Genomic DNA, 334 nt, shown 5'->3' on the forward strand with positions numbered 1-334 from the left:
CTTGTGATTAATAGAATACCCTAGTCTACCCAGCTCTAAGGTAATACGACGGTAACCGTATCTACCTTGGTGCTCATGAAAAATATGCTTAATTAGTTGTTTCATCTCTTTGTATTTATCAGGACCCTTAAAAGCTTTCGTCCAGTAATAATAAGTACTACGAGCGATTTTAGCTACCTTTATAAGGTCGACGACCTTATATTCATGCCTTAATTCAAACACTATTTGGGCTTTTTCTCGCTCTTTGATTCCCTTGATGCTTGAACTAAGGCGTTTAACTTTTTTAAATACGCAATTTCCATTCGTAGGTATTCATTTTCCTTTAGTAACTCTT

At 35.6% G+C, this 334-nt stretch carries 1 pseudogene; it reads right to left on the bottom strand.

Going from position 1 to position 334, the window contains the following annotated elements:
* A pseudogene (locus SB717_RS34440) lies at nt 1–334 on the bottom strand (IS3 family transposase); the annotation flags it as partial.

Source organism: Priestia sp. SIMBA_032, from assembly GCF_046535215.1.
GTDB classification, from domain to species: domain Bacteria; phylum Bacillota; class Bacilli; order Bacillales; family Bacillaceae_H; genus Priestia; species Priestia aryabhattai.